The organism is Marmoricola sp. URHB0036, assembly GCF_000426045.1.
GTDB lineage: Bacteria > Actinomycetota > Actinomycetes > Propionibacteriales > Nocardioidaceae > Marmoricola.
In genome coordinates this window covers 144177-168523 of the sequence record NZ_KE384490.1, presented here as the reverse complement: position 1 = coordinate 168523, position 24347 = coordinate 144177, and the positions used below count along the sequence as shown (strand labels likewise).

Genomic DNA, 24347 nt, shown 5'->3' with positions numbered 1-24347 from the left:
ATGGGCCGGCGTTCCCGTGCAGACACGCTGTGCCAATCTTGGGCGCGTGCCGACCGTCGTCACCGTCCTTCTCGTGACGCTCCTCTGCCTCGCCGTGGGGGCCGCCGTCACGCTGCTCAGCCAGCTGAGGACGGCGCGCCAGGAGATCGAGGAGCTGCGACAGGCACTGGAGGCCGATCCCGGGACGCCGCGCAGCCCGCGAGCGGCGCAGGCCGTGCAGACCGCCGGGCTGGCCATGAAGACCGCGCTCGACACGGTCAGCCGGATGCGCGAGCGCGGCGTGCGCAGCACCCTGCTCGCCTCGATCGACGACTTCACTCGGTGGGCGCTGGAAGACCGGGGCGAGATCGCGCGCGTGGCCGGTCCCGACGGCGAGGTGACGATCTTCTTCTCCGACATCGAGAACTCCACCGCCCTCAACTCCGAGCTCGGCGACGAGGAGTGGGTCAAGCTGCTGGCCGCGCACGACCGGCTGCTGCACACCCACGTCGAGAAGCACCGCGGGCTGGTCGTGAAGAGCCAGGGCGACGGCTACATGGTCGTGTTCTCGACTCCGGAGCTGGCCCTGGGTGCCTCCCTCGACATCCAGCGGGCGCTCAGTGCCAAGCGTCAGCGCAGTCGCCGGTTGCGTCGTACGCCGATCCGCGTCCGGATCGGCATGCACACCGGCACGGCGATCGAGAAGGAGGGCGACTTCTTCGGCCGCAACGTCGCCATGGCCGCGCGCGTCGCGGCGATGGCCGACGGCGGCGAGATCTTGGTCAGCACCGACATCGCCGAGCGGCTCTCCGACTCCAGCGAGTTCGCCTTCGTCGAGGAGGACACCGTCGAGTTCAAGGGTCTGCCGGGCGAGCACCGGTTGTTCTCGGTGGAGGCGACATGAGCGAGGACCGGCCGCTCACCCCCGACGAGACCGCCCGCGTCGTCGAGCTCGCGATGCACTTCGCCCGCGAGGGCATGACGTCCGAGCTCGCCGGGTTCGTCGAGCACGGGCTGCCCGCCGACGTCCAGGACGAGGACGGCAACACGCCGCTGATGCTCGCGGCCTACCACGGGCATGCCGCGACCGTGCGCAGGCTGGTGGAGCTCGGAGCCGACGTCGACCGCCGCAACCATCGCGACCAGTCCCCCGTCGCGGGAGCGGTCTTCAAGGGCGAGGACGAGGTCGTCCGGGTTCTCCGGGACGCCGGCGCCGACCTCGACGCCGGGACCCCGTCGGCCCGGCAGGCAGCCGAGATGTTCGAGCGCACGGACCTGCTCCGGTGAGGGTCCTCGTCGTCGACGGCGCCAACGTCGTCGGGTCCCGACCGGACGGCTGGTGGCGCGACCGGGCCGGAGCTGCGGCTCGGCTGCACGGCCGGCTGGCAGTCGCCGACACGTCGTACGACGAGATCGTGCTGGTCCTGGAGGGCCAGGCGAAGGGCGGTGTCCCGAAGGGCAAGGACGCCCACGTGCGCACCGTGCACGCCGCCCGCGACGGCGACTCCGCGATCGCCGACGAGGCCCGGTCACTGCGCGCGCAGGATGCGGACGTCGTGGTGGTCACCGCCGACCGTGGCCTGCAGCAGCGGGTCGAGGTGCTCGGTTGTCGGACGATGAGCCCGGGCTGGCTGCTGGACCTGTTGGACTAGCGCTTCCTGAGCGGACGGGTCGCCGGTCCCTCCAGCACCTCGCCGTCGGGGGCGAACCGCGACCCGTGCAGCGGGCAGTCCCAGGACTCCTCGCAGTCGTTCCAGTGCAGCGGACCGCCGAGATGGGTGCAGATCGGGAAGACCCCGTCCGCATCCCGGCGGGTCAGCCTCTCGGTGGCGCCCTGGACCGCTCCGAGCCCGACCTTGATGTTGATCGCCGCCAGGTGCGCGGCCCCGGTCGGACCGGTGATCCGGCGACCCAGGGTCTTCGCCCACGAGGGCTTCTGGCCGAGGATCTCGCCGGAGATGACCCGGGCGGCGGCGACTCCGTTGGTCATCCCCCACTTGTCGAAGCCGGTGGCGAGGTGGATCCGGCCGAACCCGCGCGGCAGCGAGCCGACGTACGGGACGGAGTCGTGCGAGCGGTAGTCCTGCGCCGACCACTGGTGCGTCTCGACCGCTCCGGGGAAGTACGCCGCCGTCCACTCGCGCAACCGGTCGACGTGCTCGGCCTCTGAGCTCGTGCGGCCCACCGAGTGCCCGGCCCCGCCGACGAGCAGGCGGGTGCCGTTGCTGCCGGACGTGGGGGCGTCACGCACGGACCTGGTGTCGGAGCCGGCCGAGAGGTACATCCCTTCCGGTGCCGCCGCCCCCTCGAAGGCGAGGGCGTAGGAACGCATCGGCTCGACCTTGGCGAAGTACAGCCCCCGGTCGAGGATCGGCGACCCGGTCGCCAGCACCACGTGCTCGGCCCGGAGGGACGACCCGTCGTCCAGGCGCACCTCGGGCGTCCCGAGGAGCGACACCGTGCGGACCCGATGGCCCTGGTGCAGCGTGCCGCCGTGTCGGCGCAGCTCACCGACGAGCGCGGCCAGCGCCTCCATCGGGTCGAACTGTGCCTGGTCGGCCAGGACCGTCGCACCGTGGTGCGGGAAGGGCACGTCGAGTCGGTCGGTCCAGGTGACGTCGAGACCGACCGAGACAGCCGCGTCGTGCTCGTCGCGCACGCTCGAGACCTCGGACTCCGACGCGGCGTACGTGACTGCGGGTCGTCGCTGGACGCTCACACCGTGGTCGTTGCAGAAGCGCAGCAGCCAGTCCATCCCCTCGCGATTGGCCTCGACGTACGCCTGGCCGACCCGCTGGGACTGGTAGTGGAGGAGGCGGGAGTACTTCGTGCCCTGCAGCAGCGAGATCTTGGCCGTGGTGTTGCCAGTCGCCACCGCACCCACCTCCCGCGCCTCGACCACGGCCACCCGTCGTCCGGCGCGTGCGAGCAGCAGCGCTGTCACCAGTCCGGTGAGGCCGGCACCGACCACCAGGTCCTGGACGGGCTCGTCCGGCAGCGGGTCACTCGGGCAGGGCGCGGCGCGGTCGATCCAGAGGGAGGTCATGTGGCCACGTGCCCAGACGAGGGCAGAGCATGCCGTCAGTTCTGACCGGTGAGGCCATCGATGCCAGGCAGGTCGATCCCCGGCAGCGGGTCAGGAAGCGGGATGGTCGGAGTCGGGGGGTCGGGCTGCGGCACCGTCGGCACCGGCTGCGTCGGCGACGAGGGCGTCGGGATGTCGGGGCTCGGAGCGGGGGCGTGCCCACCGCTGCCCGGACCGGGCTTGTTGCCCTTGCCGGCGCCCGGGTCCGTGCCCTTGCCCGGCTGGGATCCGTGTCCCTTGCCCTTGTCGTCCTGGCCCGGGTCGTGGCCCTGGCCCGGGCCGGGGCCCTTCCCGGGCGTGGTGTGCGGACGGTCGGAGGGCGACGGCGAAGCCGACGGCTGGACCGACGGAGGGGGGCCGGCCGACTCGACGGCATGGCTCGGTCCCGCACTGGGCTGCGCCGAGGTGCTGCTGGGTGGGGCCATCGGCGAGGGCAGCGCAGGTCCCGGCGGCGCACCGGGAGCGATCGCGGTCGGATCCTGCGGGTTGCGTCCGGGAATGGACCGCGAGGTCGCGCCGCCTCGCTCCCCGACCGGGGCGGGCGCCAGCGCCGGCAGGCCCTGTGACCGATGGTGCCGCGCCGGCGGCTCGGGCAGGTCGAAGGGGAGGTAGTCGCGGGAGAACTGCGAGACCTGGTGCTGCAGGGGTCGCGGCAGGGTGTTGGCGGCAGCGGAGAGACCCGTGGCACCGACTCCGGACAGGGCGAGCACCAGCGCGCCGGCCACCGCACTGCGCCGTCCTCCGCTCCGGGCGACTGGTCGTGGGCGCGACGGGCCGAGAAGCGCGGCGAGCTCGGCGGACGGTGCCGGCGCCTGCTCGACGAGGTCCTCGAGCGGCAGCAGCAGGTCGACGACGTCCGTCATCTCCTCGCGGGCCAGACCCGACTCGGCGAGCATCTCCTCGATCCGGACGTGGCTCATCGGGTCACCTCCGTCGCCGCCATCAGGGTGCGCAGCCGGACCAGTCCCCGGCGCTGCAGCTGCTTGACGGAAGCGACCGTCTTGCCGGTGACCTCAGCGGTCTGCTCGAGCGAGAGGTCACCGATGATCCGCAGGGTGACCACTGTGCGCTGGTCCTCGTTCAGCTCCTGCATGAGCTCGATCGCCCGCTCCGCCTCGAGCGACTCCACGGCGATCTGCTCGGCCGAACCGGTGACGCGATCGTCGTACTCCGGGTCGTAGGAGAAGCTCGTCGGGCGGCGAGACCGCCGACGCGCGTCGTCGACCGCGCGAGCGTGCGCGACCGAGAAGACGAGGGTGCGGAGCCCGGCGCTGCCGCCGGTGAGCTCAGGCAGCCGCGGATGTACGGCGAGGAACACCTCGCTGACCATGCCTTCGGGATCCTCGACCCCTCGGGACCGGAGATAGCCCAGGACGCGGGGCGCGAGCACGTCGTACACCGCCCGGAAGCCGTCCGGATCTCCCGAGACTGCAGCCCGGACGATGTCGTCCCGGATCTCCAACGACTCGAACTCCTCGTGAGGTCAGGTCCCCATGTAACCTGCCGGCCACCAACGGGGGGTAGGGGTGGCCGACAGGTTACGTCATGGGGGGCAACGAGCGCGCCCTGCGGCAGGCACCGGCGGCCGGTGGACGTCTGCAGTGTCATCGCTCGAACCTCACGGAGCCCGCGGTTGTGTGGGCGGGCATCCGAGGGGGTAATCGCCGCCGGGACTGCGAGGTTCCGCCCTGTTCGCGACTTTTTTTCGGATCGTCCGGGGATTCAGCGGTTGAAGCGCCGGTCGCGCTCCTCGGCGTTGCGGTCGGCCTTGTTCTGGTAGTACATGACCACGTCGCTGAAGACCTTCCAGTCGACGTCCTTGGAGCGCACCACGACCCAGCGGTCCATGTAGTGCGCGAACGCGATCTCGCCGTCCTTGACCCGGATGTCCACGGCAGGATCCTCGAGGTCGAAGGTGTCGACCCGGCCGTCACGGCGGATCTGCACCACGGCTCCCTGCACGGTGATGCGTTGCGGGATGCTCGACTGGAGCATCGCCCAGCACACGACCAGGCCCACCGCGGAGACACCGGCGAGCAGCATCGTCCACAGGGTGCGGTCCGAGAAGCTCAGCGTGACGCCGACACAGAGCCCGACCAGGGCGAGAAACAGGGTGACCCGCAGGACGCGGCGACCCGGGTCGGGGGCGACGAAGACGTAGTCCGTGCCCCGCGACCTGCGGGCGGACTTCGGATCCATCGAGCCTCCTCCGCTGCCGGTCACTCCCGACACCTCGAGGGTGCCACGACGCCGGACTCCTGGTCCGACAATAGGCGAAGACGCGGCGATCCAGCGCTTTGGCCTCGCGGGATCTTCAGGCGTCGGGGTAGAGGTTCTGGAGGCGAACCTGGCCCCGCGCGATCACTTTGCCGCTGTCGTCGGCCACCGTCTCGACGACCCACACCTGCTGGGACCGTCCGCGGTGCAGCGGCCTGGCGGTGGAGGTCAGGGAGCCCGTCGAGACGGCGCGGTAGAAGTCGGTGTTGTTGTTCACCCCGACCACCTGCCCCTTCTCCCCGAGCCACGTCGCCGCGCCGAAGCTGGCCAACGTCTCCACGACGCTGCAGTGGATCCCGCCGTGGACGATCCCGTAGGGCTGGTGCATCCGCGGCTCGGCCGACCACGTGCACACCACCTCGTCACCGCTCATCTCGACGAACTCGAGCCCGAGCCAGTCCACGAAGTTGCCGGTGATGCCTTCCTGGGCGCCGGGGATGCTGGGTGCGCTGTCGGTCATGGCCGTCAGTCTTCCAGCCGGCCCGAGCCGGGGAGGAGCGAGGTCCAGTGCCGGCAGTGCAGGTTCAGGCGGGCGAGCTGCCGGCGTCGATCTGCTGGGCGAGGTACTGCGCGACACCGACGCGCTCCAGGGCGTCGATCTGGCTCTCGAACCAGTCGGCGTGGGTCTCCTCGTCGCGGACCATCTCCTCGAAGACCGCCGCGGTCCCGTGGTCGCCGAGCTCGTGGCACTCCTGGGCCGCCGCGTTGAACTGGGCCACCGCCGCCTTCTCGCTGTCGAGCGCCAGGCGCAGCATCTCCTCGGGCTGCTCCCCCACCGCGATGTTGTTCAGGCGCTGCACGTTGGGGTGCCCGTCGAACATCAGGATGCGGTTGATCAGCGCGTCGGCGTCCTTCATCTCGTCGATGGACAGGTCGTAGTAGACCTTGCCCAGACGGGAGAGTCCCCAGTTGTCGAGCATCCGGGCGTGCAGGAAGTACGTGTTGGTCACGGTGAGCTCGAAGGTGAGCGCCTCGTTGAGGAGCTCCACCACGCGGGGGCTAACTGGCTGCAACTTGTACTCCGATCGCCGGTGCTGGGTGGCCCTGATCAGGGGCCGAGGCGGAGGCCTGGCCCTTGGCCTGATGGTCGCACAGCACGCGACGGACGGAGAAGATGCAGCTGCCGCACTGCTGGCCGGCGCCGGTGGCCTTGCACACTGAGGCGACCGTGTCCGCGCCGGCGGCGACGGCCTCGGCGACCTCGCGGTCGCCGACCACGGCGCAGTGGCAGAAGATCACGGTGAGTCTCCACGTCGCTGGTCGAGGACAGGGCAAGAGGGGGCAATAGGTAAGGCTTGCCTTAGTGTGCCACGCAGGTCAGGGCTTGGCCACCCCACCCGGGACATGTTCTGGGTCACCTTCCGGTCACCTCTGGTCACCCTGCTCGGGTGACCCCACCGGCCGGGAGCCCGCCGAGACTGGGCACATGTCAGCCAGGCTGCGTCTTTCCGACCTGGGCCGGATGGCCCTGTCCTGGGCCATCAGCTCCCTGGCCCTCATCGCGGCGGCCGCCGTGCTCCCCGGGTTGAGCTCCTCCTCGCCGTGGCAGCTGGTCGCGGCGGCCGCGGTCACGGCCATCTTCGGCATCATCATCCGGCCCGTCCTGATCGCCGTCGCCACGACGATCGGCTGGCTGGCCGTGGCTCTGCTCGCGATCACCAGCCAGGCCGTGGCCATGCACGCCGCGCTCCTGGTGCTGCCCGGGGTCGAGGCGACGTCGTTCTGGACCCTGGTCGCGGCCACCTGGATCGCGGCGGCGATCGCCACGGTCCTGACCTGGATGGCGACCGCCGGCAACGACGACGCCTTCACCGCCGCCCTGCGTCGATTCGGTCACAAGACCGGCACCGTCAGCGATCCCGGGGTCGACGGGGTCGTCTTCGTGCAGATGGACGGCGTTCCCTTCCCGGTGGCGCACTGGGCCCTGCAGTCGGGCACGATGCCGACGCTGGCGCGGTGGGTGAGCTCGGGCAGCCACCGGCTCGACGAGTGGACGGTGCAGCTGCCGTGCACGACGCCGGCCAGCCAGCAGGGCATCCTGCACGGCACCTGCGACCGGGTGCCGGCGTTCCGGTGGTACGACCGCGAGCTCGGCCGCGTCCTGGTCGCCAACCGTCCGGCCGACGCCGCCGTCATCGAGGCGCGGGCCAGCAACGGCCGCGGCCTGCTGGCCGACGACGGGGTGTCGGTCTCGAACCTGTTCTCCGGCGACGCACCGCTGAGCATGATGACGATGAGCAAGGTCAACATCGGTCGTGGTTCTCGCGAGACCCGGCGCACGGTGGCCCGCTTCGTCGCCCGCCCCGACGGCTTCACCCGCAGCATCGCGCGTACGACGGCCGAGGTGGTGCGCGAGCGGTTCCAGGCCGCGAGCCAGAACCGCCGCAACGTCGTACCCCGGATGCACCGGTCGTGGACCTTCGCCCTGCTGCGCGCGGTGAGCAACGCGTTGATGCGTGACCTCAACCTCGCGATCGTCGCCCACCAGATGATGCGGGGAGCGCGGAGCATCTACGTCGACTTCGTCGACTACGACGAGGTGGCCCACCACGCGGGCGGCACCCGGCTCGAGTCGCTCGAGGTGCTGACCCGCCTCGACCAGGCTCTGGCGGTGCTGGAGGAGGTCACCCACGAGTGCCCGCGTCGCTACCACTTCGTGGTGCTCTCCGACCACGGACAGTCGCAGGGCGCGCCCTTCGCCGACCGCTACGGGACCACGCTGGGCGAGCTGTGCAGCACGCTGACCAGTCAGGGGGTGCTCTCGCTGGAGGAGAACGTCGAGAGCTGGGGGCGGGCCGAGTCTCTGCTCGACGACCTCTCGGGCGACAAGGGCGTCCGCGAGCAGACCGCCGGCAAGGCCGCAGCCAAGCTCAGGTCGCACTCGAGCCAGGGCACCGCCAACACCACCGACGACCTGGTCGTGCTGGGGTCCGGCAACCTCGGCCTCGTCTACGCGCCGCAGGACGAGCGCCTCACCCTGGAGGACATCGAGGTCCGGTGGCCGCGCCTGCTCCCCGGACTGGCGGCCCATCCGGGGATCGGGTTCATCGCCGTGCTCAGTCGCGAGCACGGACCCGTGGTGATCGGGGCCGACGGCTACCGACGGCTGCGTCCCGACGAGGTCTCGGGGCTCGACCCGCTGCGCGACTTCGCGCCGCACGCCGCCCGGGTGCTGCTGCGCGCCGTGGAGATGCCCACCTCACCGGACATCTACGTCAACAGCGCCGTCGACCCCTCGAGCCTGGAGGTCTCGGCCTTCGAGGACCTGGTCGGCGCGCACGGCGGCCTCGGTGGGTGGCAGGACCGCGGGACGTTCGTCGCCCCGACCGATCTCGTCGAGCCCGGGCTCGAGATCCATGGCGCCGAGCAGCTGCACGAGGTGCTGGTCTCCATCCTCGAACGCCTCGGTCACCGCACCGACCTGACCGCGGACGGGCCGGTCAGCGCGCCGGCGTCGGCACCCTGAGGTCGCCGCCGCCTTCCTGCGTACGCCGTGTGCGCACCTGCACGAACGTCGGTGCCGGTGCGAAGGCGCCGGACATCAGCGACTCCCCCTTGCGGAACATCGGCGCCAGCCGCAGCATCTCCGGCGGCACGAACCCGAAAAGCTGCTCGAGCTCGGCCAGGTCGCCCGGCGAGTTCATCCGCATCAGCGCCAGGTTGTCGCACTGGGCGAGCACGGACTGGCTGATCCGCGAGGGGCGCTGGGTGCAGAGGAAGAGCCAGATGCCGTACTTGCGGCCCTCGTTCGCGATCTGCACGAGGCGGTCGGTGGTCGCCCGCGCCATCGGGTCCACCGGATCAGCGGGGCAGACGTTGTGGGCCTCGTCGATCACGAGCAGCACCGGCTGCCGCTGCTCGCGCCGGGCCCAGAGGTCGTCGAGGATGGCCATCGCGACAGCCAGGCGCTCGCGCGGGTGCTGGAACCCGCCCACGTCGACGACGGTGGCGCGGGGCAGCGGGTCGAGCGCGGCGAGGATGGGCTCCTTGTCGCGCGCCCACACGTCCCACCCGAGCACGCCGAGGTTCTCGATGCGCTGGGCCAGCTTCTTCTCGTCGGGCCGGTCCGAGGCGTGCAGCCGGGCGATGACCGCGTCGGTGGCGTCGCTGCGGAACTCCGTGGCCAGGGAGATCAGCAGGTTGTACTCACCCCGGTCGACCAGCGGGTCGAGCTGGAGGACCGCGGCCTTCGCCTCGGTGCCGAGGTCGTTGAACCGGACCCGGAGCAGTCGCGCCCCGGGTAGTGGCGTCGCACCGAACACCTGGACGTCGGCCTCCTCGATGCGCCTGCGCTCGTCGGGCTCGGCCCCCTCGACCGTCGTACCCAGCCCGACGAAGTCGCCGTTGGGGTCGAGCACGACGATCGGCAGGTCGGTGTCGATGAGCAGCTGCTCGATGAGCACGCCGAGCGCGTAGGACTTCCCTGATCCCGACTGGCCGCACAGGAACGTGTGCCGGTTGAACGAGGCACCCGACAACATCGCCGGCCCGGACTGCGAGACGCCGATGCGCATCCTCGCTGCCCGGCTGCGCTCGAGCGCAGCCCACACGTCGTGCGGTGCCTGTTGGACCCACCCCCCGGCGAAGGGGTCCACCAGCGATGTGTCGAGCTCCCCGTCCTCTCCGAGCACACCGAGAATGCCGCCCTCGCCCACGGTCGCGTCCGCCGTACGCCGCTTGCGCAGGACCTGGCCGAGCACGCGTCGTCCCGTCTCCGGGTGCAGGATCACGAGGTCACCGGCGACCGCCGGACCGTCCAGGTCGTCGACCTGGAAGGTGCGGCCGTCCAGCGAGCTGACCTCGCGCCCGCACTCCCCCTCGCGCTCCTGCATCGTGCCCTCACTCCCCGGGCCGACCGGCCCACGCCCGTGGAAGGTAGACCGCGGCCCACCCTGCGCGGCTCACCTGACACAGGTGAGACTCCGGCTGGGGGTGGGGGGCCAGAATCGCAAGCGTGCACGCTGAACCGCCGAGCAGCTCCATCCGGGTGACCTGGTGGGGTCATGCCACCGTCCTCGTCGACGACCGGGCGCGCATCCTCACCGATCCCCTGCTCACCGGCGCCCTGATGCACCTGCACCGCCGGGCCGGACTGGTGCCGCACCCGCCGCCGCGGCTGGACGCCGTGGCCATCTCTCACCTCCACATGGACCATCTCCACCTGCCGTCGCTGGCCCAGCTCGACCCCGGCACACCGGTGCTGATCCCGAAGGGCGCGGCCGGGCTGCTGGCGAAGCTCCCGGTCGAACCGGTCGAGGTGTCCGCCGGCGACGTCGTGCCGATCGGCGACGCCACCGTGCACGTCGTCCATGCGGTGCACGACGCGACGCGCTGGCCGTGGGGCGGCCCGCGCGGGGAGGCAGTGGGGTACGTCGTGCAGGGCGCCGGGACCACGTACTTCGCCGGCGACACCTCGGTCTTCGACGGCATGGGAGAGCTCTACCCGGGGAAGCTCGACCTCGCCCTGCTGCCGGTCTGGGGGTGGGGCCCCAACCTGCGCGGCGAGCACATGGATCCCGCGCAGGCCGCCGGGTGCCTGCCCATGATCGACGCCGAGGTCGCGATCCCGATCCACTACGGAACGTTCTGGCCGCGCGGCATGGGCTGGGCCCGCAAGCGGGTCTTCCACGAGCCGGGTCGCGAGTTCGCCGAGCACGCCCGCACGACAGCCCCGTCGGTCGACGTACGCGTGCTGGAGGTGGGTACGTCGACCGAGGTGCGGGTGTCGCCGAGGGGGGCTTGAGGGGCCGCAGTTTGGCCGGGCGCCCGGCTGGACCGTGAGTGGAGGGTGGAAATTTCACCCCTCCACTGGAGGTTTGGCCGGGCGCCCGGCCAAACCGTCACGGCGCGGGCCTACCTACGGCACCATCCAATCGAGCACCGGGGTGGACTGCAGGCCGACGATGACGCACATCACCACGAGCAGTACGACGCTCCAGCCGATGACCTTGCGGAAGATGTCGCCCTCCTTGCCGGCCATGCCGACTGCCGCGGCCGCGATGGCGAGGTTCTGCGGGCTGATCATCTTGCCGAGCACGCCGCCCGAGGAGTTGGCGGCCGCCATCAGGACCGGGTCGAGTCCGGCCTCCTTCGCGGTCTGCACCTGGAGGGCGCCGAACAGCGCGTTGGCGGAGGTGTCCGAGCCGGTGACGGCCACTCCGATCCAGCCCAGGATCGGGGACAGGATGGCGAACGCGCCGCCCGCGCCGGCGAGCCAGGCGCCGAGGGAGCTGGTCTGCCCGGACAGGTTCATCACGTAGGCGAGCGCGAGGACGGCCATCACGGTGACGATCGCGGAGCTCAGCTCGACATAGGTGCGGCCGTAGGCCCGCACGGCCTCCCCCGGGCTGATGCGCAGGATGATCGCCGTGATGATGCCGGCGATGATCATCAGGGTGCCGGCAGCAGGGAGCCAGTTGAAGGCGAAGGTGGTGGTGGCGACCGGGTCGCCCTTGGAGTTGAAGACGTCGAGCCCCGGCCAGCCGAAGCTGTAGGTCCACGGCTCCTTGGCGAGCGCTTCCTTGACCGCGGTGATGTTGGCGATCGAGAAGATCGCGATGATCACGGCGTACGGCGCGTAGGCGCGCACCACGTCGGCGCGGCTGTCGCGGACCGGCGTCTCGGCGCCGTCGGCCGTGCCCCCACCGGCACCGGCGGACACCTTCGAGGCGGACGGCACGCTCGACCCGGACCCCTCGGCCGCGAGCACCTCGGCCGGCGACCAGACGCGGAGCAGCAGCACGACCGCAGCGGCGGACACGAGGGCGGCGACGATGTCAGCGAGCGGCACCGAGATGTAGTTGGCTGCGGTGAACTGCGCCAGCCCGAAGGTGACACCGCAGACGATGGCCGGCAGCCAGGTCTGGCGTACGCCGCGACGGCCGTCGACGACGAACACGAGGATCAGCGGTACGACGACGGCGAGGATCGGGGTCTGCCGACCGACCATCGAGCCGAGGGTGTCCACCGTCAGGCCGGGATCGTTGCTCGCGCCAGAGGACACGGTGGCGAGCGTGACGATCGGGGTGGCCAACGCGCCGAACGCGACCGGCGCGGTGTTCGCGATCAGCGCGACCGCGGCAGCCTTCAGCGGCTGGAAGCCGAGCGCCATCAGCATCACGACGGTGATCGCGACCGGCGTACCGAAGCCGGCCAGCGCCTCGAGCAAGGCGCCGAAGCAGAACGCGATGATGATCGCCTGCACCCGCTGGTCGGAGCTCACCGACCCGAAGGAGCGGCGCAGCACGTCGAAGTGCCCCGAAGTCACCGTCAGGTTGTAGACCCAGATCGCGTTGAGCACGATCCACAGGATCGGGAAGAAGCCGAACGCCGCCCCCTCGGTGCCGGCGAGCAGCGCCTGGCCGACCGGCATGCTGAACAGCACGATCGCGACCACGAGCGCGACGCCAAGCGAGATCAGGCCGGCCAGCCACGCCTTGAGGCGCAGGCCACCGAGCAGCACGAGCAGTGTGACGAACGGGATGGCGCCGCACAGCGCGCTCAGGAACAGCGAGTCGCCGACCGCTTGCAGGTCTTGCTGGAACATCAGTTTCTCCCGAGGTGGATGGGTCAGGTGGGAAGCAGGGTGGCGACCGGGAGGCCGCGGATGGAGGCGTCGAGGACCTCGACGGTGTGGGCCATCCCCATCGGGTGGCCCGACCGCTCGATGGCGGAGGTCACCTGCATCAGGCATCCCGGGTTGGCGGTGACGAGCACGTCGGCTCCGGTCGCGATCACGTTGGCCGCCTTGCGGTCGCCGAGCTCGCCCGCGGTCTCCGGGTTGAGGATGTTGTAGATCCCCGCCGAGCCACAGCAGATCTCCGACTCGGCGATCTCCCGCAGCTCGAGGCCGGGGATCGCCTCGAGCAGCCGCCGCGGCTGGGCGCGCACGCCCTGGGCGTGGGCGAGGTGGCAGGCGTCGTGGTAGGCGATGGTCATCTCCAGCGGGTGCCGGGTCGCCACCGGGCCGAGCTCGTCGAGGATCTCCGCGACGTCACGCACGCGTTCGGCGAAGGCACTCGCGCGGTCGGCGTACGCCGGGTCGTCGGCCAGCAGACGCGCGTACTCCTTCATCGTGGAGCCGCAGCCAGCGGAGTTCACCACGACGTACTCCACCCCCGAGTGCTCGAAGGTGTCGACGAGCTTGCGGGCGTAGTCCTGTCCCTCCGGCTCGCGACCGTTGTGCACCGACAGCGCACCGCAGCACCCCTGCGCCTTCGGCACCACGATGTCGCAGCCCTCGGCCTGGAGCACGCGCGCGGTGGCGGCGTTGACGCCCGGGAAGAAGGCGCCCTGCACGCAACCGGTGAGCAGGCCGACCACAGCACGACGCGGCCCGGCACCGGGGATCCGCTCGGGGAGCGGTTGTGGCTTGCCGAGGCGGGGCGCCAGCCGCTCCATCGCGGCCAGCTGCGGTGCCAGCCGTTCGAGCAGTCCGGTGCGGCGCAGCGCCCGGTCGAGCCCACTGGCCTGCAGCAGTCGCAGGGGGCCTCGCAGGAGGCGCAACCGACGGGGGTGCGGAAACAGCGAGAACACCAGTCCACGCAGGGCCTTCTCCTTCGCCGACCGTTCGTGGTGGCGCTCGACCTGGGCGCGGGTCTGCTCGATCAGGGTGTCGTACTGCACCCCCGACGGGCACGCGGTCACGCAGGCCATGCAGCCGAGGCAGGCGTCGAAGTGCGAGACCATCGAGTCGGTCATCGGCTCGCCCTCGAGACCCTCCTTCATCAGGTAGATCCGGCCGCGCGGCGAGTCCATCTCCTCGCCCCACAGCACGTAGGTCGGGCAGGTGGGCAGGCAGAACCCGCAGTGCACGCAGTCGCCGACCAGCGCCGCGTCGGGTGGGTGGTGCTCGTCGAAGGCTCCGCCGACGACGGGGGTCCCGAGGTCGACGATGCTGCCGGTCTCGCCCAGGTCGCTCATATCTCTCCCACGAATCGGCCCGGCGAGAGCCGGTGGTCGGCATCGAACTGGTCCTTGACCCGGCGCATCAGGTCGAGAGCGGGCACCGGTCCCCACGGGTCGACGGTTGCCTTCACGGAGGCCGGTGCGTCGAGCACGACGGCACTTCCCCCGGCGCGCGTGCAGGTCTCCCGGATCCGGCGTACGACGTCCTGCGCCGCCTCGACGGACGAGCCCTCGGGAACGGCGGCGTAGGCCACGCCGGCACCGGCCGAACCACGGAGGTGCAGGCCCGTCTCGCGCGCCGTCTCCAGCACGTCGGCCAGGGCGGAGAGCACGAAGGTGAGCTTCAGGCAGGTGTCGCCGTCGTCCCAGGGGTACGTCGCTCCGCCGGCCGGGTCGTCGGACGATTCCGTCGCCGCCTCGCCGAGCAGGCTCCGCACGGTGGCGGCTCGACCCTCGACACCGTCCTCGCGGCCCTCGAGCAGGACGTGCACCGCTCCCTGTCCGTCGGCCGGCCACTCGACCTCGATCGCAGACGGGACGGCCTGGCCGTGCAGCACCGCCTGCACGACCTGCTGGGCCTGCGCGGGATCACTCGCGGGGACACTCACCCACCGGCTCGCCACCGGCACCGGGTGCAGCCGGAAGACGGCCTCGGTGATCACGGCCAGGGTGCCGAACGAACCGATCAGCAGCTTGCCGAGGTCGTAGCCGGCGACGTTCTTGACCACCCGGCCGCCCGCCTTGGCGACCACTCCGTCGGCACGGACCACGGTGATGCCGATCAGCAGGTCGCGTGCAGTCCCGGTGGCGACCCGGCGGGCACCGCTCGCGTTGGTGGCCAGCGTCCCCCCGATGCTGGCGCCCGACACCGTCTCGTCGAGCGCGAGACGCTGGCCGCCACCGCCCACGACCTGCTGGAGATCAGCCAGCCGCGTCCCCGCCTGGGTGACCACGATCAGGTCGCCGGCCGCGTGCCCCACGACCCGGTCGAGGGCACTCACGTCGAGCAGCACGTCGGCACTCGTCGGAGGGAGGCCCCAGGACAGCTTGGTGCCGCGCCCGCGCGGGACGACCGTGAGGCCGTGCGCTGCCGCGGCCCGGAGCACCTCGGCGACCTGGTCGGTGTCCGCGGGCCGGGCAACCAGACCCGGCACCACACCGCCCACGTGGTCCGCCGGCTCGGAGTCGCGGACGTCGGCGCACGCTGACGCGACCGCCTCGCGGGCGGTGCGGTCCAGCGTGGTGGCCGCCATCAGAACACCTCCGCCAGTCCGGCTTCCTGGAGCGGGTGCGCGCCCTTCCTGCGTCCGGGAACCTCCCCGCACAGCCGTGGGGTGGGGAACACCTTGCCTGGGTTGGAGATCGACTGCGGGTCGAAGGCACAGCGCACCAGCTGCATGGTGTCGAGGTCCTCGTCGGTGTACATCCGCGGCATGTACTTGGACTTGTCCATGCCCACGCCGTGCTCACCGGTGATCGATCCGCCGTGCTCGATGCAGAGGTCGAGGATCGCGCCGCTGACCTTCTCGGCGGCGTCGCCTGCTCCCTCCACGGAGTCGTCGAAGAGCACCAGCGGGTGCAGGTTGCCGTCGCCGGCGTGGAAGACGTTGGCGACCCGGACACCCGAGGTGCCGGAGAGGTCGGAGATCGCCTTGAGCACCTCCGGGAGCGCCGTACGAGGGATGACGCCGTCCTGGACGATGTAGTCGGGACTGATCCGGCCCACGGCCGCGAACGCGGACTTGCGGCCTCGCCAGATCAGGGCGCGCTCGGTCGGGTCGGTCGCGACGCGCAGCTCGAAGGCGCCGTTATCGTGGCACAGCCGCTCGACCTCGGCGAACTCCTGCTCGACCTCGATCGCGGCACCGTCCAGCTCGATGACGAGCACGGCGCCTGCGTCCTCGGGGTAGTTGCACTGCACTGCGGCCTCCGCCGCCTCGATGGCGAGGGCGTCCATCATCTCGACGGCCGCCGGCACGATGCCGGCCGCGATGATCGCCGACGTGGCGGCACCGGCATGGTCGGTGCTCTCGAAGCCGACGAGCAGGGTGCGTACCTCCTCGGGCAGCCGCACCAGGCGAACCGTCACCGAGGTGACGATGCCGAGCGTCCCCTCCGAACCGACGACGGCCCCGAGCAGGTCGTAGCCCGGGCTGTCCGGCGCGGCCCCGCCCAGGGCCACCGTGTCGCCGTCGGCGGTGACGAAGTCCGCACCGAGGACGTGGTTGGTGGTGAAGCCGTACTTCAGGCAGTGGGCGCCACCGGAGTTCTCTGCGACGTTGCCGCCGATCGAGCAGATCTGCTGGCTGGACGGGTCGGGAGCGTAGTAGTAGCCCTCGGGGGTCGCCGCCTTGGTGACGTCGAGGTTGATCACGCCCGGGTCGACGACGGCACGCTGGTCGTCACGTCGTACGGCGTGGATGGTGCGCATCTTGGAGGTCACGATCAGCACGCCCTCCGCGTGGGGCAGGGCTCCTCCGGACAGACCGGTGCCCGAGCCGCGCGCCACGAACGGCACGCCCTGCTCGGCACACGCGCGTACGACGGCGGCCAGCTGCTCGGCGTCCTCGGGGATGACGACCAGGGCCGGAGTGACCCGGTAGTGGGCCAGCCCGTCGCACTCGTAGGTCCGCAGCCGGGCGTGGTCGGTGATGACCCCGTCGGCCGGCAGCAACCGGTCGGCGACTGCGGCCACGGCGGAGAGTGCGGGGGTGGGCATCGCAGTCCTCAGTCGGCCTGCGCCGTGAGTCCGGCACCCTCGATGCCGGCGACCGCCGCGGCTTCGTCGTTGTCGGAGATGTCCCCCGTGACCCCGACCGCACCGAGCAGGGTGCCGTCGGCGTCCTTGACGAGCACCCCGCCGGGCACCGGGACCAGCGCGCCACCGACAGCCGAGGTGACCGCGGCGATGAAGTAGGGCTGCTGCTCGGCGCGGCCCATGATCGAGCGGGAACCCATGCCGAGCGAGAGCGCGCCGTGGGCCTTGCCGTAACCGATCTCGAAGCGCTTCATCGACGAGCCGTCCTCGCGCTCGACGGCGACCACGTGTCCCCCGTCGTCGAGCACCACGACCGTCAGCGGCTTGAAGCCGGCCGACTGCCCGTGCGCGCGGGCGCCGGCGATGATCGTGCGGGCGGTCTCGAGATCCATCAGGAGTTCCCCTTCTTGTGTGCTCGGTGGCGATGCAGGATCGGCTCCGTGTAGCCGCTCGGCTGCTCGAGTCCCTCGAAGACCAGCTCGCGGGCGGCCTGGAAGGCGTCGCCGTCGAAGGCCGGCGCCATCGGGGTGTACGACGAGTCGCCGCTGTTCTGCTCGTCGACCACCTTGGCCATCCGGCGCAGGGTCTCCTCGACCTGCTCGGGGCCGACCACGCCGTGGTGCAGCCAGTTGGCGACGTGCTGGGAGGAGATCCGACAGGTCGCCCGGTCCTCCATGAGCGGCTCGCCGGTGATGTCAGGGACCTTGGAGCAGCCGACCCCCGAGTCGACCCAGCGGACGACGTACCCCAGCAGGCTCTGCAGGTTGTTGTCGATCTCGTGCTGCCGGTCGTCGTCGGACCACGCCGACGGGTCACCGAGCGGCACCTGGAGCAGCTCCTCGCGCTCGCGCCGGCGACCGCCGGCGGCGAGCTCCTCCTGGCGGGCGCGGACGTCGACCTGGTGGTAGTGCAGCGCGTGCAGCGTCGCGGCGGTCGGCGACGGCACCCAGGCGCAGCTGGCGCCGGCCTCGGGATGACCGATCTTGGCCTCCATCATCGCGGCCAGGCTGTCCGGCGCCGCCCACATGCCCTTGCCGATCTGCGCCCGGCCGAGCAGGCCGCACTCGAGGCCGATGTCGACGTTGAGGTCCTCGTAGGCCGAGATCCAGGTCTCGCCCTTCATGTCGTTCTTGCGGACCATCGGCCCGGCCAGCATCGAGGTGTGGATCTCGTCGCCGGTGCGATCGAGGAACCCGGTGTTGATGAAGGCGACCCGCTCGCGGGCCTCGGCGATGCAGGCCTTGAGGTTGAGCGTCGTACGCCGCTCCTCGTCCATGATCCCGACCTTGATGGTCAGCCGCGGCAGCCCGAGCAGCTCCTCGACCCGGCCGAACAGCTCGACGGCGAAGGCGACCTCGTCAGGACCGTGCATCTTGGGCTTCACGACGTACATCGAGCCGGTGCGGGAATTGGCCAGCTCCGAGCGGCCGTGCAGGTCGGCCAGGCTGCCGAGCGCGGTCATCACCGCGTCGAGGATGCCCTCGGGGACCTCGTTGCCGTCGCGGTCGAGCACGGCGTCGGTGGTCATCAGGTGACCGACCTGGCGGATGAACAACAGCGAGCGCCCGGACAGCGTGACGTCCTCGCCGTCGGGCCCGGTGTAGGTGCGGTCGGGGTTCATCGCCCGGGTGAAGGTCTTCCCGCCCTTGGTGACCTCCTCGGCGAGCGTGCCCTCCATCAGGGCCTTCCAGTTGCGGTAGCCGAGCACCTTGTCGTCGGCGTCGACGGCCGCGACGGAGTCCTCGAGGTCCATGATCGTGGAGACCGCGGCCTCCACGAGCAGATCTTTGACGCCGGCGCCGTCGGTGGCACCCACGGAGTCCTCGCGGTCGACCTGGATCTCGACGTGCAGGCCGTGATGGACCAGGAGCACCGCCTCGGGTGATGCAGCATCACCCCGGTGGCCGACGAGCCTGGCGGGATCGGCGAGACGCAGCGTCTCGTCCTTGACGGTGACTGCGAGGCCTTCGCCGTCCACGACGTACGCCGAGGCGTCAGCGTGCGAGCCGGAGGCGAGCGGGAAGTGCTCGTCGAGCAGGGCGCGGCCGCGAGCGATGACCTCGTCACCGCGGGCCTTGTTGTAGCCCTCACCGGGCTCGAGGTCACCCTCGCGCGAGACCACGTCGGAGCCGTAGAGCGCGTCGTACAAGGACCCCCAGCGGGCGTTGACGGCGTTGGTCGCGAACCGCGCGTTCAGCAGGGGTACGACGAGCTGCGGGCCGGCGATCCGGGCCACCTCGTCGTCGACGTCGGACGTGGTCACCGAGACCTCGCCCGGCTCGTCGAGCAGGTAGCCGAGCTCGCGCAGGAAGTCGGGGTAGCTCGCGTCGGGAGCACCCGGGTGCTCGCGGTGCCAGTCGTCGATACGCGACTGCAGCTCGTCGCGCCGGGCCAGCAGCTCGCGGTTGCGCGGCGCGAGGTCGTGCACGATCGCGTCGAGCCCCGACCAGAACGTCTGCGGATCGACCCCCGAGCCGGGGAGCGCCTCCTCCTCGACGAACCGGTGCAGGCTGGCGGCGACGCCGAGCCCGCCGATCTGAACGCGCTGGTCCATGTCACTCCTCTGCTGCGGTTTCCGCATCGTGGAACTGGGTGTGGCCCCGGTCACCGACCATTCCGATCCTGTTCTCGCATGTCAAGAGCCGCTAGGCTGATGACGTTCCGGCATGCGGAATCTCGGGGCGGGAGAGACACCTGATGACCGACGTACCCACCAAGGGCGGGGTTCAGTCCCTGCAACGCGCCTTCGGCCTGCTCGAGCTGGTGGCGGCGCAGCGCGGGGCGATGTCGATCTCCGAGCTCTCCGCGGCCTCCGGCCTGGCGCCGGCCACCCTGCACCGGCTCGCCCGCACGCTCGTGGACCTGGGCTACCTGCGCCAGGAGCCCTCCCGGCGCTACGCCCTCGGACCCCGCCTCTTCCTGCTGGCCGAGAGCTCCTCGGCCATGCTCGACTCGGTCGCGCAGCCGCACCTGGGCCACCTGGTCGACGAGATCGGCGAGACCGCCAACCTCGCGATGCTCGACGGCGACCAGGTCGCCTACGTCGCCCAGGCACCCGGCCGGCACTCGATGCGGATGTTCACCGAGGTCGGCCGTCGGGTCCTCCCCCACTGCACCGCCGTCGGCAAGGCGCTGCTGGCCCTCTCCGCCGACGCCGAGGTCCGGGCGCTGCTCGCGCGCACCGGCCTGCCGCGGCACACCCCGCACACCCTGACCGATCCCGACGACCTGCTGGCCCAGCTCGCCCTGGTCAGGGGCCGGGGCTACGCCATGGACGAGGGCGAGCAGGAGGTCGGGGTGCGCTGCGTGGCGGTCGCGGTCCCGGGTTCGCGGACCCGGCTGGCGATGTCGATCTCGGGACCGGCACCCCGGATGAGCGACGAGCTGCTGGTGCACGCCGTACCCGTGCTCCAGGAGGCCGCGCGCCGCCTGGGAGCCGAGCTGTCCTGAGCCGCGCCACGGCGCGAAGAATCGGTTGAATCACCAGATACCCGGCCGTCGGCGTGGCAGCATGTGAGACCTCACGACTCGGGAGTGTTGATGCCTGCAGCACGGACGGACCACCAGGTCCGCAGCGCGCAGCAATCGTCGACCGAGCGCGACCTGGCCGAGAGCATCGAGCGCTACCGGTCGCTGTTCGCCTACAGCCCGCACGCGGCGTTCTCCCTCGACCTCGAGGGCAACTTCATCGACGCCAACGTCGTCTCGGCGGAGGTGAGCGGCTACTCCCTCGAGGAGTTCCTCCGGATGAACTTCACCGACGTGATCGCCCCGGAGCACCTGCCGGCCTCCGTCGCCGCCTTCGAGGGAGCACTGCACCGCGAGCCGCAGCAGCTCGAGGCCAACATGCGGCACAAGGACGGCAGCGTCATCGAGCTGCGGGTGACCGCCGTACCCGTGGTGGTGTGCGGCGAGGTGGTCGGTGTGCACGGACTGGCCGAGGACGTCACCGAGCAGAACGAGCTGCGCCGCGAGCTCGAGCGCACCCGTCGGGCCGCCGAGGAGGCCAGCGCGGCCAAGACGTTGTTCCTGGCCAACATGAGCCACGAGGTGCGTACGCCGCTCACGAGCGTGCTCGGCGCGACCGAGATCCTGGCCGAGGGCGACCTCAGTCCGGGCGACCGGGCACTGGTGGCGATCGTGCAGCGCAACGCCGAGAAGCTGCACCGCCTCGTCAACGACATCCTCGACGTCTCACGCCTCGAGGCCGGCAAGCTCGACGTCCAGGAGACTGTGATCAGCCTCCAGGAGGTGGCCGCCGACGCGATCACCTGGGCCGGCCCGCTGGCCTACAAGGAGGGGCTCACCTTCACCTGGGACCTCGACACCACCCTACCCACGCACGTGTACGGCGACGCCATGCGCATCTCGCAGGTGTTGACCAACCTGCTCGGCAACGCGATGAAGTTCACCGACCAGGGGGAGGTCAGGCTCGGCGTGCACACCTCGAAGGTGCGCGACCGCGTCACCGACGTCCGCTTCACCGTCGAGGACTCCGGGATCGGTATCCCGACCGAGCAGATGAGCGCGGTCTTCGAGTCCTTCACCCAGGCCGACACCTCCACCACTCGCAAGTACGGCGGCGCCGGGCTCGGTCTTGCGATCTCCCAGGAGCTCGTGCACCTCATGGGCGGAGTGTTCGAGGCCAGCAGCGTCGAGGGGGTCGGCAGCACCTTCTCCTTCACGCTCCCGCTCGAGATCGCGCCCCACGGCTCCACCTGAGCCGGTCACGACGTGCCGCGAGCCCGGCGCGTCTGGCGGACGCGCCGGGCTCTGCCGGGTTCTCGGAGGGCCAGGTCAGTCGGTGACCACCGCCCTGAGCACGTCGACCCTGGAGGCCGACCGGGCCGGGCCGATGGCCGCGATGACCCCGGCGACCGCGGCCAGCACGACGTACATCGTCACCTGGGGAACCGGGATCGAGATGGCCTTGATCCCCTCGTCCTTCAGGGCCTGTGACATGGCCAGCCCGATGCCGATCCCGAGGGCCGCACCGCTCAGCGCGCCGATCAACGAGATCACCACCGACTCCCAGCGGACCATGGCGCGCACCTGCGACTTCGTCATGCCGACCGCCCGCAGGAGACCGAGCTCCCGGGTGCGCTCGAACACCGACAGCGCCAGGGTGTTCACGATGCCCAGCAGCGCGATCAGCACCGCCAGCAGCAGCATCATGGTGACGAACTGCAGCAGGCTGTCGATGCTCCCGCTCGCCGTCTTCTCGAACTCCTTCTGGTCCTGGACGCGGGCGTCGGGGTGGTCGGCGAGCGCGGTCGCGATCGCCTGCTCCACCTCGCCCTTGTCCGCACCAGCGGCCAGGGTGACCAGGGCCGACGTCACGAGCTGCTGGCCGGCGAAGGCCTTCTGCTCGTCGAGGCTGATGACGTAGTTGTCGCCGATCCAGCCCTTCCCGTCGTACACCCCGACGACGTGCAGCCGGTGCTGGCCGGTGGCTGGGAACTCGGCGTTCACGATGCTGCCGATGTCCCACTTGTGCTGGGTGGCGGCTGACCTGGAGACGACCACGCCGTCCCGGCCCAGGGCCGCGAGCGAACCCTTCGAGACCTCGAGGTTCATCACCTTCCCGGCCGTGGCCGGGTCGATCGCCGAGTACGACGAACCAGCACCGAGGAAGTGCGCCTCGCCCCACGAGGAGGCCGAGACCTGCTCGACACCCGGCGCGTCCTCGACCGCGCCGATGACCGACGGGCTGTAGCCCGCGCCTTGGGCACTGGCGGTCGTGACGAACAGGTCCGCACTGGTCTGGTCGGAGATCACGTCACCGAAGGAGTGCTTCAGCGACGAGGCGAACACGCCCATGCTCACGACCAGGGTGAGGCCGATCATCAGGGCAGCAGCCGTCGAGGAGGTACGACGCGGGTTGCGCATCGCGTTCTGCTTCGCCAGCTCCCCGGGGAGCCCACGCCAGCTGAGCGGCTTGCCGATCATCGCGGCGAGCGGACGGACGGCGAACGGCAGGGACACCATCACTCCCACCATCACGGCGAGCAGGCCGGGTCCGAAGAAGGCCTTGGCCAGGCCGCCGTACAGGGTGAACAGCATGACCGTGGTGCCGGCGCCGGTGAGCGCGACCCCGATCACGGCGCGACGGATCGAGGGCTTCTCCGCACCGGGAGTGGACTCCCGGAGCGCCTCGACCGGCAGCACCTTCGTCGCCCGGCGAGCCGGGACGAGCGCGGCGACGACTGTCACCGCGGTGCCGACGAGCAGGGAGACCCAGATGGTGCGGGGCTCGAGCTGCAGTGACGTGCTCGGCAGGCTGAACCCCACCGCGTCCATCAGCGTCTTGAGGCCCTTGGCCACGCCGACACCCAGTGCCACGCCCACGGCCGAGGCCGCCGTACCGAGCAACAGTGCCTCCAGCAGGAGACTCCGCATGATCTGGCGCCGGGTGCTGCCGACGGCGCGCAGCAGGGCGATCTCGCGTGAGCGCTGGGTCACGATCATCGTGAAGGTGTTCCAGATGATGAAGGACCCGACGAACAACGCGATGCCGGCGAAGATCATGAACATGATCCCGACGATCTTGAGGTCCTTCTTGATCGCGTCCGAGCTCTCCTGGGCCACGGTCTTCCCGGTGACGGCCTCGAGCCCGTCGGGGACGACCGCGCTCAGGTTCTCGGCGAGCTCGGCCTGGCTGACGCCCTGGTCGGCGCTCACGGCGATGCTGTCGAACTGACCAGGCGTGCCGAGGACCTGCTGGGCGGTGGCGGTGTCGAAGTACGCCGAGGTGGTGCCCCCGAGGTTCTTCTCACCACCGAAGCCGACCGTGCCGACGACAGTGAACTCACGGGTCGGACCCGAGAAGAGCACCTTGATCGACGAGCCCAGCTTGATGTGGTGCTCCTCGGCGCTGGTGGCGTCGATGGCGACCTCGTCGGCACTGTCCGGCGCCGTACCGCTCATCAGCTCCACGTCACCGCGCAGCTTCTCGTCCGACGGCATCGAGTAGCCCTGGGTAGGCGCCCCGCCGCTGGTGAGGACGGCCTTGCCCTTGGTGTCGGTGAGCAGCGCGTAGCCGGTGACGGTGCCCTCGGCGGCGCGGACGCCGTCGGTGGCCTTGACGGCGGCCAGCGCCGAGGCGGGGATCGGACCCCGGCTGGTGCCGACGCCGTCGGAGGCGGTGTAGGGGGCCTCGGCGCGGACGACCGCGTCGGTGCCCGAGGAGACCTTGCCGAAGAGCTGCTCGAAGGCGAGCCCCATGGTGTCGGTCAGCACGAGTGTGCCGGCGAGGAACGCGACCCCGAGCGCGATCGACGCCGTCGTGAGGACGAGGCGCAGCTTGTGCGCCAGCATCTGTCGAATGGTGGTGGAGAACAT

Annotated in this window: 22 protein-coding genes; 7 read left to right on the top strand and 15 right to left on the bottom strand. The window is 71.0% G+C overall.

Annotation, left to right across the window (positions count from 1 at the left end):
* Nucleotides 1–46: 46 nt before the first annotated feature.
* From H976_RS27780 to H976_RS0121015, 3 genes are read left to right on the top strand one after another with little or no spacing between them, the layout of a single operon-like run.
* Entirely contained in the window at nt 47–883 is an 837-nt protein-coding gene (locus H976_RS27780; RefSeq protein WP_051277243.1) for an adenylate/guanylate cyclase domain-containing protein, read from the top strand.
* Nucleotides 880–1266 (top strand): ankyrin repeat domain-containing protein, encoded by a 387-nt coding sequence (locus tag H976_RS0121020; RefSeq protein WP_027863132.1) that lies wholly within the window; start codon nt 880–882, stop codon nt 1264–1266. Before H976_RS27780 ends, H976_RS0121020 begins: the two co-directional genes overlap by 4 nt.
* The gene (locus H976_RS0121015) at nt 1263–1631 is read left to right on the top strand and encodes an NYN domain-containing protein (protein WP_027863131.1); all 369 of its coding nucleotides are present in this window, start codon (nt 1263–1265) and stop codon (nt 1629–1631) included. The genes H976_RS0121020 and H976_RS0121015 overlap by 4 nt, the downstream gene beginning before the upstream one ends.
* Here the strand turns inward: H976_RS0121015 and H976_RS0121010 are convergent.
* The 7 genes from H976_RS0121010 to H976_RS27770 all read right to left on the bottom strand — a co-directional run bounded on the left by H976_RS0121010 (nt 1628) and on the right by H976_RS27770 (nt 6580).
* Nucleotides 1628–3025, bottom strand: coding sequence for an FAD-dependent oxidoreductase (locus tag H976_RS0121010; RefSeq protein WP_027863130.1), 1398 nt, complete (start codon nt 3023–3025; stop codon nt 1628–1630). The genes H976_RS0121015 and H976_RS0121010 overlap by 4 nt on opposite strands.
* Before the next feature lie 35 nt (nt 3026–3060).
* Complete coding sequence (locus H976_RS0121005; protein ID WP_027863129.1) at nt 3061–3984, bottom strand: hypothetical protein; 924 nt, start codon at nt 3982–3984, stop codon at nt 3061–3063.
* A complete protein-coding gene (locus H976_RS27775; protein ID WP_036227628.1) occupies nt 3981–4526 on the bottom strand; it encodes an RNA polymerase sigma factor in 546 nt (181 codons plus the stop codon). The genes H976_RS0121005 and H976_RS27775 overlap by 4 nt, the downstream gene beginning before the upstream one ends.
* Nucleotides 4527–4786: 260 nt before the next feature.
* Complete coding sequence (locus tag H976_RS0120995; RefSeq protein WP_155918613.1) at nt 4787–5263, bottom strand: hypothetical protein; 477 nt, start codon at nt 5261–5263, stop codon at nt 4787–4789.
* Between the two features lie 115 nt (nt 5264–5378).
* Nucleotides 5379–5801: a PaaI family thioesterase gene (locus H976_RS0120990; RefSeq protein ID WP_051277241.1), complete on the bottom strand. Its 423-nt coding sequence runs from the start codon at nt 5799–5801 to the stop codon at nt 5379–5381.
* A 64-nt stretch (nt 5802–5865) separates the two neighbouring features.
* Nucleotides 5866–6330 (bottom strand): bacterioferritin, encoded by a 465-nt coding sequence (gene bfr, locus H976_RS0120985; protein ID WP_231389009.1) that lies wholly within the window; start codon nt 6328–6330, stop codon nt 5866–5868.
* Nucleotides 6331–6340: 10 nt separating this feature from the next.
* Nucleotides 6341–6580, bottom strand: a complete 240-nt coding sequence (locus H976_RS27770; protein WP_051277239.1) for a bacterioferritin-associated ferredoxin — start codon at nt 6578–6580, stop codon at nt 6341–6343.
* 187 nt (nt 6581–6767) lie between these two features.
* Between H976_RS27770 and H976_RS27765 the strand changes: the two genes are divergently transcribed.
* Nucleotides 6768–8807, top strand: coding sequence for a phage holin family protein (locus H976_RS27765; RefSeq protein WP_081683096.1), 2040 nt, complete (start codon nt 6768–6770; stop codon nt 8805–8807).
* Here H976_RS27765 and H976_RS0120970 read toward each other — a convergent pair.
* Nucleotides 8782–10173, bottom strand: a complete 1392-nt coding sequence (locus tag H976_RS0120970; protein ID WP_196804174.1) for an ATP-binding protein — start codon at nt 10171–10173, stop codon at nt 8782–8784. The genes H976_RS27765 and H976_RS0120970 overlap by 26 nt on opposite strands.
* A gap of 122 nt (nt 10174–10295) precedes the next feature.
* Between H976_RS0120970 and H976_RS0120965 the strand changes: the two genes are divergently transcribed.
* A complete protein-coding gene (locus H976_RS0120965) occupies nt 10296–11084 on the top strand; it encodes an MBL fold metallo-hydrolase (protein ID WP_051277235.1) in 789 nt (262 codons plus the stop codon).
* A gap of 114 nt (nt 11085–11198) precedes the next feature.
* Here H976_RS0120965 and H976_RS0120960 read toward each other — a convergent pair whose 3' ends face one another.
* Genes H976_RS0120960 through H976_RS0120935 form a run of 6 tightly spaced genes read right to left on the bottom strand, consistent with a single transcriptional unit; the run spans nt 11199 to nt 19560 of the window.
* Nucleotides 11199–12887 (bottom strand): L-lactate permease, encoded by a 1689-nt coding sequence (locus H976_RS0120960; RefSeq protein ID WP_027863123.1) that lies wholly within the window; start codon nt 12885–12887, stop codon nt 11199–11201.
* Between the two features lie 23 nt (nt 12888–12910).
* Entirely contained in the window at nt 12911–14263 is a 1353-nt protein-coding gene (gene glcF, locus H976_RS0120955; protein ID WP_051277233.1) for a glycolate oxidase subunit GlcF, read from the bottom strand.
* Nucleotides 14260–15501, bottom strand: a complete 1242-nt coding sequence (locus tag H976_RS0120950; protein ID WP_027863121.1) for an FAD-binding oxidoreductase — start codon at nt 15499–15501, stop codon at nt 14260–14262. The genes glcF and H976_RS0120950 overlap by 4 nt, the downstream gene beginning before the upstream one ends.
* Nucleotides 15501–16967, bottom strand: coding sequence for an FAD-linked oxidase C-terminal domain-containing protein (locus tag H976_RS0120945; RefSeq protein WP_051277231.1), 1467 nt, complete (start codon nt 16965–16967; stop codon nt 15501–15503). Before H976_RS0120945 ends, H976_RS0120950 begins: the two co-directional genes overlap by 1 nt.
* 8 nt (nt 16968–16975) lie before the next feature.
* Entirely contained in the window at nt 16976–17398 is a 423-nt protein-coding gene (locus H976_RS0120940) for a heme-binding protein (RefSeq protein WP_036227627.1), read from the bottom strand.
* Entirely contained in the window at nt 17398–19560 is a 2163-nt protein-coding gene (locus H976_RS0120935; protein WP_027863118.1) for a malate synthase G, read from the bottom strand. Before H976_RS0120935 ends, H976_RS0120940 begins: the two co-directional genes overlap by 1 nt.
* A gap of 143 nt (nt 19561–19703) precedes the next feature.
* Here H976_RS0120935 and H976_RS0120930 point away from each other — a divergent pair, with 143 nt between their 5' ends.
* Together H976_RS0120930 and H976_RS0120925 are read left to right on the top strand one after the other, a co-directional pair.
* Nucleotides 19704–20456 carry an IclR family transcriptional regulator gene (locus tag H976_RS0120930; RefSeq protein WP_036227626.1) on the top strand — a complete coding sequence of 251 codons (753 nt, stop codon included), beginning with the start codon at nt 19704–19706 and terminating at the stop codon, nt 20454–20456.
* A gap of 90 nt (nt 20457–20546) precedes the next feature.
* Nucleotides 20547–21728, top strand: coding sequence for a HAMP domain-containing sensor histidine kinase (locus H976_RS0120925; protein WP_051277229.1), 1182 nt, complete (start codon nt 20547–20549; stop codon nt 21726–21728).
* 75 nt (nt 21729–21803) lie between these two features.
* Here H976_RS0120925 and H976_RS0120920 read toward each other — a convergent pair whose 3' ends face one another.
* On the bottom strand, nt 21804–24347 hold the full coding sequence (locus H976_RS0120920) for an ABC transporter permease (protein WP_027863115.1): 2544 nt from the start codon (nt 24345–24347) through the stop codon (nt 21804–21806).

Coding starts and splice junctions, on each gene's coding strand:
- H976_RS0120920 (WP_027863115.1), bottom strand. CDS start 24,347: ATGTTCTCCACCACCATTCGACAGATGCTGGCGCACAAGCTGCGCCTC.
- H976_RS0120950 (WP_027863121.1), bottom strand. CDS start 15,501: ATGGCGGCCACCACGCTGGACCGCACCGCCCGCGAGGCGGTCGCGTCA.
- H976_RS0120960 (WP_027863123.1), bottom strand. CDS start 12,887: ATGTTCCAGCAAGACCTGCAAGCGGTCGGCGACTCGCTGTTCCTGAGC.
- H976_RS0121010 (WP_027863130.1), bottom strand. CDS start 3,025: ATGACCTCCCTCTGGATCGACCGCGCCGCGCCCTGCCCGAGTGACCCG.
- H976_RS0121005 (WP_027863129.1), bottom strand. CDS start 3,984: ATGAGCCACGTCCGGATCGAGGAGATGCTCGCCGAGTCGGGTCTGGCC.
- H976_RS0120990 (WP_051277241.1), bottom strand. CDS start 5,801: ATGACCGACAGCGCACCCAGCATCCCCGGCGCCCAGGAAGGCATCACC.
- H976_RS0120935 (WP_027863118.1), bottom strand. CDS start 19,560: ATGGACCAGCGCGTTCAGATCGGCGGGCTCGGCGTCGCCGCCAGCCTG.
- H976_RS0120945 (WP_051277231.1), bottom strand. CDS start 16,967: ATGCCCACCCCCGCACTCTCCGCCGTGGCCGCAGTCGCCGACCGGTTG.
- H976_RS0120925 (WP_051277229.1), top strand. CDS start 20,547: ATGCCTGCAGCACGGACGGACCACCAGGTCCGCAGCGCGCAGCAATCG.
- H976_RS0120940 (WP_036227627.1), bottom strand. CDS start 17,398: ATGGATCTCGAGACCGCCCGCACGATCATCGCCGGCGCCCGCGCGCAC.
- H976_RS0120970 (WP_196804174.1), bottom strand. CDS start 10,173: ATGCAGGAGCGCGAGGGGGAGTGCGGGCGCGAGGTCAGCTCGCTGGAC.
- H976_RS0120995 (WP_155918613.1), bottom strand. CDS start 5,263: ATGGATCCGAAGTCCGCCCGCAGGTCGCGGGGCACGGACTACGTCTTC.
- H976_RS27765 (WP_081683096.1), top strand. CDS start 6,768: ATGTCAGCCAGGCTGCGTCTTTCCGACCTGGGCCGGATGGCCCTGTCC.
- glcF (WP_051277233.1), bottom strand. CDS start 14,263: ATGAGCGACCTGGGCGAGACCGGCAGCATCGTCGACCTCGGGACCCCC.
- H976_RS0120930 (WP_036227626.1), top strand. CDS start 19,704: ATGACCGACGTACCCACCAAGGGCGGGGTTCAGTCCCTGCAACGCGCC.
- H976_RS0121020 (WP_027863132.1), top strand. CDS start 880: ATGAGCGAGGACCGGCCGCTCACCCCCGACGAGACCGCCCGCGTCGTC.